The sequence below is a fragment of the Planktotalea sp. genome, assembly GCF_049680325.1.
In the GTDB taxonomy this organism is placed as follows: Bacteria; Pseudomonadota; Alphaproteobacteria; order Rhodobacterales; family Rhodobacteraceae; genus Planktotalea.
The window spans coordinates 1-9504 of the sequence record NZ_JBAUHO010000179.1; the positions used below are offsets into that span (position 1 = coordinate 1).

Annotated in this window: 10 protein-coding genes and 1 riboswitch; of the genes, 8 read left to right on the forward strand and 2 right to left on the reverse strand. The window is 56.2% G+C overall.

Features of this window, described 5'->3' with window-relative positions:
* A partial coding sequence (locus tag WBC85_RS08250) for a hypothetical protein (RefSeq protein WP_424435138.1) occupies positions 1-869 on the reverse strand: 869 nt, incomplete at its 3' end.
* Positions 870-1002: 133 nt separating this feature from the next.
* Here WBC85_RS08250 and miaB point away from each other — a divergent pair.
* The 8 genes from miaB to metK all read left to right on the forward strand — a co-directional run bounded on the left by miaB (position 1003) and on the right by metK (position 9046).
* Positions 1003-2325, forward strand: coding sequence for a tRNA (N6-isopentenyl adenosine(37)-C2)-methylthiotransferase MiaB (miaB, locus tag WBC85_RS08255; RefSeq protein WP_424435141.1), 1323 nt, complete (start codon positions 1003-1005; stop codon positions 2323-2325).
* A 367-nt stretch (positions 2326-2692) separates the two neighbouring features.
* Positions 2693-3343 (forward strand): OmpA family protein, encoded by a 651-nt coding sequence (locus WBC85_RS08260; RefSeq protein ID WP_424435144.1) that lies wholly within the window; start codon positions 2693-2695, stop codon positions 3341-3343.
* A gap of 11 nt (positions 3344-3354) precedes the next feature.
* A complete protein-coding gene (locus tag WBC85_RS08265) occupies positions 3355-3669 on the forward strand; it encodes a hypothetical protein (RefSeq protein WP_424435147.1) in 315 nt (104 codons plus the stop codon).
* Between the two features lie 106 nt (positions 3670-3775).
* Positions 3776-4804: a PhoH family protein gene (locus WBC85_RS08270; RefSeq protein ID WP_424435150.1), complete on the forward strand. Its 1029-nt coding sequence runs from the start codon at positions 3776-3778 to the stop codon at positions 4802-4804.
* A 65-nt stretch (positions 4805-4869) separates the two neighbouring features.
* A complete protein-coding gene (gene ybeY, locus WBC85_RS08275; RefSeq protein ID WP_424435153.1) occupies positions 4870-5355 on the forward strand; it encodes an rRNA maturation RNase YbeY in 486 nt (161 codons plus the stop codon).
* Positions 5356-5404: 49 nt separating this feature from the next.
* Positions 5405-6313: a hemolysin family protein gene (locus WBC85_RS08280; RefSeq protein WP_424435156.1), complete on the forward strand. Its 909-nt coding sequence runs from the start codon at positions 5405-5407 to the stop codon at positions 6311-6313.
* A 3-nt stretch (positions 6314-6316) separates the two neighbouring features.
* Positions 6317-7777: an apolipoprotein N-acyltransferase gene (lnt, locus tag WBC85_RS08285; RefSeq protein ID WP_424435159.1), complete on the forward strand. Its 1461-nt coding sequence runs from the start codon at positions 6317-6319 to the stop codon at positions 7775-7777.
* Between the two features lie 32 nt (positions 7778-7809).
* Positions 7810-7858, forward strand: a riboswitch (SAM-SAH riboswitch).
* A gap of 6 nt (positions 7859-7864) precedes the next feature.
* A complete protein-coding gene (gene metK / locus WBC85_RS08290; RefSeq protein ID WP_424435162.1) occupies positions 7865-9046 on the forward strand; it encodes a methionine adenosyltransferase in 1182 nt (393 codons plus the stop codon).
* A 54-nt stretch (positions 9047-9100) separates the two neighbouring features.
* Here the strand turns inward: metK and WBC85_RS08295 are convergent.
* On the reverse strand, positions 9101-9504 hold a 404-nt coding region (locus WBC85_RS08295), incomplete at its 5' end, for a DUF1801 domain-containing protein (protein ID WP_424435165.1).

A 9504-nucleotide genomic window follows, 5' to 3' on the forward strand; every position in this document is an offset into this window, starting at 1 on the left:
CAGAACCACTGCCCCGGCTCCATCAGCCCAAGGTCAAGCAGTTGCCGGGAATGCCATTCAAACGGCGCGGAATTGTGCCATTGGAACGTCTCGATATCAAAGGACGACCCGGGATTACGTTTGAGCGCTTTAGCGGTTCGAAACGACATGATCGCCGCCGAAATGTTGTGATGCCACTCACAGCTATACGTGTTGTATTCAGGCAGGTTGAACGTGTGGTTCGCGCGCAATTGCAGCCCTTTGACCGATTTGAACAAACCGACGCGATCAATTTTGCGGCTTGCTTCGCTCACATGCTCTTCATAGCGCCAGCGAAGCCCGCCAAAGAAATCCAGCTGGCGTTCTTCGGGCCATTCGGTTCCAGGCTTCATCCGCGCCAGCGCATAATAGCCCGAGCGATCCATATGTGCGTGCTCTAGCGACACAGCGTCGGGAAATTTTCTAAGATTGTCGGCGTAAAGGTCGATCACATAGGTCAGGATCGTATCGCGGCGCTCTTCCATATTGAAGGCGATCATTTCCCCGACCGTGCGCGTCTCGCAGAATGGGTAAAAAAGATATTCCGAATTGTAGCAGTAATAGAGCCAGATATCAGGGGCCGCCGCGATAACAGCATTGACCGCTTTTTCCAGCGCCGCATCTTCGGTCATATCATAGCTGACGCGATGCACTTTCTCATGCAGGTCGCCCGGCAATTCGAACGCGTCAGGCATAAAAGCGATCACCTGTTTGAAACCGCAATCGAGGTTGTGACGCAGTGTTGTGCCGACTTCGATATCATCCTCGACAAAAACCAGCGCAACCGGCCCTTTGGCCAGAACGTCACCTGCTTCAGCAATGAATTGTTTCAAAGACGCGTAGCGCGACACAGGCTCTTCCTTTTCATTTGCACTTATCCACAGAATCGGTGATTTGCGCGCGCATTGCAAGCGCCCATACTTATGATGTAACAGGCGCCAATTCGTATGCAGCATGCGCGCAACTTCCGGGAAGCATCTTATCATGGCCGAGACTAAGAAACTCTTTATCAAGACCTACGGTTGCCAGATGAACGTCTATGACAGCGAACGTATGGGGGAAGCCCTGGAAGCCTCGGGCTACGAGACAACGCAGACGCCTGAAGACGCAGACATGATCCTGCTCAACACCTGCCACATCCGCGAAAAAGCTGCCGAAAAGATCTACTCCGAGCTGGGACGGATGAAAGCATTCAAGGCCGATAAACCTGATCTGAAAATCGGCGTCGCTGGCTGTGTCGCCCAAGCCGAGGGCAAAGAGATCATGCGCCGTCAGCCTGCGGTCGATCTGGTAGTCGGCCCCCAAAGCTATCATCGCCTTGCGGAAATGGAAGCCAAGACGCGGCGCGGTGAAAAGGCGCTCGATACGGATTTCCCAATCGAGGACAAATTCGAGGCGCTCAAAAACCGCCCCAAGGCCAAGCGCGCGCCAGCCGCGTTCCTGACCGTTCAGGAAGGTTGCGACAAGTTCTGCGCGTTCTGCGTTGTTCCTTATACACGCGGCGCAGAAGTTTCGCGCCCCGTGCAGCGCATCGTGGACGAGGCCAAGGATTTGGTTGAGCGCGGTGTGCGCGAGATCACCCTGCTCGGCCAGAACGTCAACGCCTATCACGGCTCTGGCCCGGACGGGAACGAATGGGGCCTCGCGCAATTGATTTGGGAACTCGACAAGGTCGATGGTCTGGCGCGCATCCGGTTCACCACATCCCATCCTAACGATATGCAGGACGATCTGATTGACGCCCACGCCCATTGCGCCAAGCTGATGCCCTATCTGCACTTACCCGTACAAAGCGGCTCTGATCGCATTCTCAAACGGATGAACCGAAGCCACACCCGCGACAGCTATCTACGCCTGATCGAACGCATCCGTGCAGCGCGCCCTGACATTCTTATGTCTGGTGATTTTATCGTCGGCTTCCCCGAAGAAACCGAAGAGGATTTCCAGGCCACGCTCGATCTGATTGAAGAGGTCCGCTACGGCTATGCCTATTCCTTCAAGTATTCGACCCGCCCCGGCACCCCCGCCGCAGAACGTACGCAGGTCGATGACACCGAAGCGAACGAGCGGTTGCAACGCCTGCAAGCGCTGATCTTTCGCCAACAGATGGAAATCCAGCAAAGCATGGTTGGCCGCGACGTCACCGTGCTTGTCGAAAAGCCGGGCCGCGATCCGGGCCAGATGGTTGGCAAATCCGAGTATCTGCACGCGGTGCATATCAACAACAGTACGGCCCAGGTCGGCGATCTGGTAAAAGTTCGCATCACCGAAGCCGTGCGGAATTCCTTGGCTGGCGCACATATTTAAAGAACACCGTCAAATCGGATTAACTTTGCGACGGCAAATTCGGCGGAACCGGCGCTCTGGATGCACTTTGCTTGATTGCCAATATCTCGTTAATTTCGGCTTCGTTTCGCGTCCTAGAACAACCGAATCGTGCAAGCTGATAATTGCCGACTAAATCTGGGGAGTCGGAGCATTGCCGGCACTAATAGTGCCCAACACAACCTTAACCCCTAAGATTATTGGCAATTGCAGTGAATCCGTGCCACAATTCGGACACATTGCGCTTCACACGGCGCTCGGATTTGGTAAGATAGCCAATATCTAGTGGGATACAGAGTTAAGACACCGCGTATATGGTGCCGCTCTGGGGGGATTAGGACGAAGGACAATGGCTGTGGCAAATATACTTTCCAAAGCACTTCGTACCGTTGCCAAGGGCATTGCTCTCGTCAGCTTGAGCGCGTTCGCGCTAAGCGGGACAGCGATGGCGCAGCAATACGGTACGCAACAATACGGTAACACTCAGGGCGTGGCGACTGCCATCCAAGGTGCCGCAACTGGCAACACACGCACAGTACTGGGTGAACGCTACATTCCAAACATCTGGGTCGATCCAGATGGATGTGAGCACTGGGTCATGGATGACGGTGTCGAGGGTTATATGACCCCGCACACAACCCGCCAGGGCATTCCGGTCTGCCGCCGGGGTAATGTCTGTGGCGTGATGAACTCTGACCAGTTCTTTGCAACAAACAGCCACCACATCAGCAACTCTGGCCGCCAGCAGCTTGCGAGCTTCTTCCAGAGTGCCAAGGCTTCTGCATATATCATTGCGGGCCACACAGACAGCCGCGCGTCGGACGAATACAACATGCGTTTGTCCTACAACCGCGCTGCAACTGTCGCATCCGTTGCTCAAAGCACAGGCGCACGCGTTGTTGACGTCCGTGGTTACGGCGAACGTATGCCACGTGCATCAAACGGCACCCGTAACGGCATGGCACAGAACCGCCGCGTCGAAATCATCTGCATTCGCTGAGGAACAGAAATATGAAACTCGCAAAACTTACCCTCGCGATTGTCGCAGTATCTGCACTTGCAGCCTGTGAAGGCGGCGGCCAGATTGGTCCCGACAAAGGCGTTGACCGCGGCTTTGACAAAAAGGACCTGAGTCAGCTTAAAGCAGGCATCTGGGTCGATCCAAACGGTTGTGACCACTGGATCATCGACGACGGTGTTGAAGGTTACCTTTCTGCACGCCTCGACAAATACGGCAAGCCGGTTTGCTCCGGTGCAGCACCTGCAAACGTGGCGACTGGCCCGTTCAAAGGTGGCTCCACGAGCGCCATCGGGGATATCTTCTGATTATCGCCTCGGCAGATCAAACAACAAAAGCCGCAGGTCTTTCGCCTGCGGCTTTTTTCGTGCGCCAAGCGCCCTATATCATACAGACAAACATCAGGAGAGCTGAGTGAGCGCCACCACCCTATCCCCGGACCTGCCAACCGCAACAGAAGCAAAGTTGGAATTTCCCGATAACCGTCTGCTGATCGATCTTTGCGGTGAGTTCGACAAGAATCTGGCTCAGGTGGAAGGTGGTGCCGATGTGCAAATCATCCGGCGTGGCAATCAGTTGATTATCATGGGTGACCCTGACAATCGCGCCGCCGCGATCGAAGTGCTCGGCGCGCTATACGCCCGCCTTGAAACGGGTAAATCCGTGGAAGCGGGCGACATCGACCGCGAAATGCGCATGGGTCTGACACCGCGCCGTACAACGGATGATGACGGCGATCAGATCGAGATGTTCAAGAACGATCACATCGAAATCAAAACCCGCAAGAAACTGGTTGAGCCGCGCACAGATGCGCAAAAGGCTTATGTGAAATCCCTTTTCAACAACGAACTGGCCTTTGGCATCGGCCCTGCGGGCACAGGCAAAACCTATCTTGCAGTTGCTGTCGGTGTGTCGATGTTCATCGGTGGCCATGTGGACAAAATCATCCTGTCGCGCCCTGCCGTTGAAGCGGGTGAAAAGCTGGGTTATCTGCCCGGGGACATGAAGGACAAGGTCGATCCCTACATGCAGCCTCTCTATGATGCGCTGAACGACTTTTTGCCTGCCAAGCAGCTCGCCAAACTGCTGGAAGACAAACGCATCGAAATCGCGCCGCTGGCCTTCATGCGCGGGCGCACGCTGTCCAATGCATTCGTCGTCCTGGACGAAGCACAGAACGCGACCACCATGCAGATGAAAATGTTCCTTACCCGCCTCGGCGAAGGCTCGCGCATGGTAATCACAGGGGATCGCACCCAGATCGACCTGCCGCGCGGCGTACCCTCTGGACTTGCCGATGCAGAACGCCTGCTCAACACAATCCCGTCGATCAGCTTCAACTATTTCACGTCCAAAGACGTCGTGCGCCACCCTCTTGTTGCCGCCATCATTGAAGCCTATGAGGCAGATCACGAGAAGATGCTCGCGCGCAAAAACTCCTGAACCTCTTCATTTTGCCAGTAAACTCCGGGGGTCTGGGGGTTGGCCCCCAGTCGGACTGATTAACTATGCTTACCGATACGATCATTGAAGACGACCGCTGGAGCGGGCCGCTTGTTGCGCTGTTCGAACCTGCAACGCGCGCGGCGTTGCAGCATCTGAACCTGGATCCGGACGCTTTCGAAATTGCGATCCTCGCCTGCGATGATGCGCGCATTGCCGAGTTGAACACAGAATTCAGGGACAAGCCAACACCGACCAACGTGTTGTCTTGGCCCTCTGACGAGCGCGCCAGCGAAATTGATGGCGCGCCACCAGAGCAACCGGCCCTGCCGATGAACGCCGAACTTGGCGATATTGCGATCAGTTTTGATACTTGCGCGCGCGAAGCGAGCGTAGCCGGCAAGCCCATGAGCGATCATGTCACACATCTTATCGTGCACGGGACGCTTCATTTGCTTGGATACGATCATATCCGTGACCTTGATGCCACTTTGATGGAAGAAACCGAAGTGCGCATACTTGGCACTCTGGGCATAGAAAGCCCATATTAACCCCACGCGGCGCAAAGACGCCGTAACGATACAAGGAATACACCACGCCATGGGCGAAACAGACGGCTCTTCTATTGCAGCGCAAAGCGCGCAGCCCAAGGAGCAACCCCAGCAACCCGCTGAACTGCCTGACAATGACGGCGGTTTTTTCTCCCGCGTGATCTCTGCGCTAAGCCCCTCTCAGGACGGCGAGCCAGAAGCCATACCAGCGCCCTCTGCATCGCCGCAACGTATCCAGTCGCACGGGATGATAAACCTGCGCCGCATGCGCGTCGAAGATGTTGCCGTTCCAAAAGCCGACATCACTTGCGTTTCCGTGAATGCCACCAAGGATGAGCTTCTCGATGTCTTTCGCGAAAGCGGGCTGACACGGCTACCGGTTTATGACGGCACGCTTGATACACCGCTTGGCTTTGCACATCTCAAAGACTTTGCCCTGTTGCACGGTTTCAACGCAAAAGATACGCCGTTTGAGTTGGGCACGATGCTGCGCCCGTTGCTGTTTGTGCCGCCCTCCATGCCCATCGGAATTCTGCTGACAAAAATGCAGACCGAGCGGCGTCACATGGCTTTGGTCATCGATGAATATGGCGGTGTGGACGGTCTGGTGACGATTGAAGACCTGATCGAACAGGTCATCGGTGAAATCGAAGACGAACATGACACCGAAGAAGCCGAGCTTTGGACGCTGGAAAAACCTGGTCAGTATCTGGCTCAGGCCAAAGCCCCGTTGGAAGAATTTGAATCCGCCGTCGGCGTTCATCTAACAGAAGATGACGACATCGACGCGGAAGAAATCGACACGCTTGGCGGCCTTGTCTTTATGCTTGCAGGTCACGTACCTGCGCGCGGCGAGGTAGTGCGTCATCCTGCGGGCTACGAGTTCGAGGTGATCGACGCCGATCCGCGCCGGATCAAGCGGCTGCGCGTGCGTCTGACGCCGCCACCTGCCGAGTAAGCAATGAACGCGAGGCGGCGGCATTTCGCGCTCTGCATTCTTGCAGGGCTGTTCTTCGCCGCAGCGCAGGCCCCGCTTGGTATTTGGCCGCTGGTATTCGCAGGTTTTGCCCTGTCGCTCTGGCTGTTGAAATCCGCGGCTAGCGCGAAGCGCGCCGCCTGGACAGGGTGGAGCATCGGTGCCAGCTACTTTGCTGCCTCGCTGATTTGGATCATTGAACCGTTTCTTGTTGATGTTGCCACGCACGGCTGGATGGCTCCTTTCGCGCTTGCAGGCATGGCAGGTGGTTTGGCGCTGTTTTGGGCGTTGCCATTCTGGATCGCGGCGCGCCTTGGCAGGCCTGCAAGCATACTCGCGCTTTGGCCGCTCGCCGAATATGCGCGCAGCACGGTGCTGACGGGCTTTCCTTGGGGATTACAGGCCTATGCCTTTGCCGATACGCCCTTTGCACAATTCGCCGCCCATATCGGGCCGCATGGATTGGGTGCGTTTGCCCTGATTATCGCAGCGCTTCCGGTCCTTTGGGATAGGCGCAAGGGCATTGCCTTTGGCCTGCTTGCGCTGATTGCCCTTGGAGCGCCCGGGACGTTGCGCTTGGGCAACGCCCCTGAAACGGCAAATGATGCTCCGATCATTCGCCTGACACAGCCCAATGCGCCCCAGCATCAGAAATGGGATCGCGACTATATGCCGATCTTCTTCAAGCGCCAGATCGCCGCAACCGAGGCCAAGCCCAAGCCTGACCTGATTGTCTGGCCCGAAACGTCACTCCCGAACTGGCTTAATGATGCAGAACGCACCTTGCTTCATATTGCCGACGCGGCGGCAGGCGTACCGGTGTTGATCGGCGCGCAGCGTTATGAGGGATTGAACGCCTTCAACAGTCTTGCGCTTTTGCGTGCCGATGGACAGGTCGGCCAGGTCTATGACAAACATCATCTGGTGCCCTTCGGCGAGTATCTCCCGCTTGGGACGGTGCTGTCGCGCCTTGGTATGTCAACGCTGACCGAAACCTTCGGTGGATTTGCCGCTGGCCAAGGGCCAGAATTGATTGACCTCGGCCCAATTGGCACTGCACTGCCGCTGATCTGTTACGAGGCGGTTTTTCCAGATCAAATGCAAAGCCCGGAAGGGCGCCCCGCTTTTCTGCTACACGTCACCAATGACGCGTGGTTCGGAACGTGGTCTGGCCCTTATCAACATTTGGTGCAGGCGCAGTTTCGCGCGATCGAGCAGGGCCTGCCACTGCTGCGCAGCGCTAATACCGGCATAACGGCTGCAATTGATGCCCACGGCAGAGTGCTTGATAGTCTTGCCCTTGGCGTTTCAGGGTATATAGATACCGCACTACCATCGCCCTTGGCGCCGACACTTTATTCACGCACAGGCGATATTCCTGTGCTTCTCGCCTTGCTTTTTCTCTTCGCGGTCACACTTATGCCATACGTATCGCGCAAGGATTAGCGTAGAAACTATAGGGGCGTAAGCCCATTCAATGACCGCCACAACGGCTTCCTGACGTGGCGGATTAACCCTATTGGAGCAGTATCCATGACACGGCAGAATTACACATTCACTTCGGAATCCGTTTCCGAAGGGCATCCCGACAAACTGTGCGATCGTATTTCAGACGCGGTTCTCGACGCCTTCCTAACCGAAGAACCTGAGGCGCGCGTTGCGGCGGAAACCTTCGCAACCACCAACCGCGTTGTCATTGGCGGCGAAGTCGGTCTGTCCGATCAATCCAAGCTCAAAGAATATATGGGCAAGATCGAAGACATCGCGCGCGCCTGCATCAAAGACATTGGGTATGAGCAGGACAAGTTCCACCACGAAACCGTCAAAATCACCAACCTGCTGCACGAGCAGTCCGCGCATATCGCGCAGGGCGTAGATTCCAGAGCGGATAAAGATGAAGGCGCGGGCGATCAGGGCATTATGTTCGGTTTTGCCACCAACGAAACCGCCGCGCTTATGCCCGCGCCGATCCATTATTCCCACGCAATCCTGCGCCGATTGGCCGAGGTCCGCAAAGACGGCACAGAAGAAACGCTGCGCCCGGACGCGAAATCGCAGCTTTCGGTGATCTACGAGGGTGGCAAGCCGGTTGGTGTATCCTCTATCGTTCTGTCAACACAGCACCGCGACGAGAGCCAGACATCGGACGATATCCGCGCCATTGTTGAACCCTACATTCGCGAAGTCCTGCCATCAGGCTGGATCACCGAGGCGACGGAATGGTGGGTGAACCCCACTGGCACTTTCGTCATCGGCGGTCCTGACGGCGACGCGGGCCTCACAGGGCGTAAAATCATCGTGGACACCTACGGCGGCGCAGCGCCGCATGGCGGCGGTGCTTTCTCCGGCAAAGATCCAACCAAGGTTGACCGCTCGGCGGCATATGTGGCGCGCTATCTTGCAAAGAACGTTGTCGCATCTGGCATGGCGGACAAATGCACGATCCAGTTGTCCTATGCGATTGGCGTGTCCAAGCCTTTGTCGATCTATTGCGATACCTTTGGCACGGGCCAGGTTGGCGATGCTGAAATCGAAAAAGCGATTGATAAGTGCATGGACCTGACACCTCGCGGCATCCGTGAGCATTTGCAGCTGAACAAGCCGATCTACGAGCGCACTGCGGCCTATGGCCATTTTGGTCGCGAGCCCGATGCGGATGGTGGTTTCTCTTGGGAAAAAACCGATCTTGGCGAGGCGCTGAAGAAAGCGGTCTAGGCTTTGATCCAATCAGTTTGAAAAGGCCCTGTCGCATCAGCGGCGGGGCCTTTTTCATTTGTCGCGATGGTAGGTAAGCGCCATAGACACCAGCGCGCGCGCCGCGAACTCTGGCAGATCGTCATCCAAATTCATCGCGACCTCGCGATTGCCTATATAGCGGAACTCTGTCGGAAACTGTTCACTCATCCGCCCCACAAGGTCAGTGTTACAGTTAAAAAACAGGCTGAATGAAGCGGGTGCTTTATCCTTCCATGCCATGCGGATCGTGCTGCCTGCTTTGCTTTTTGTTGTCAGATAGGCGGGCTCGCCCCACTTCAACGTCTCCTCCAGCGCGCCCACATCGAGGCGGACTGCCTCTTCAAAGATGATACGGCGCAACCTCTGCAATCTGACCTGCGCCAGCTGGGGATAGCTTTCAAACACCGTTTTTACATCCTGCGGCATTGCATTAAGGG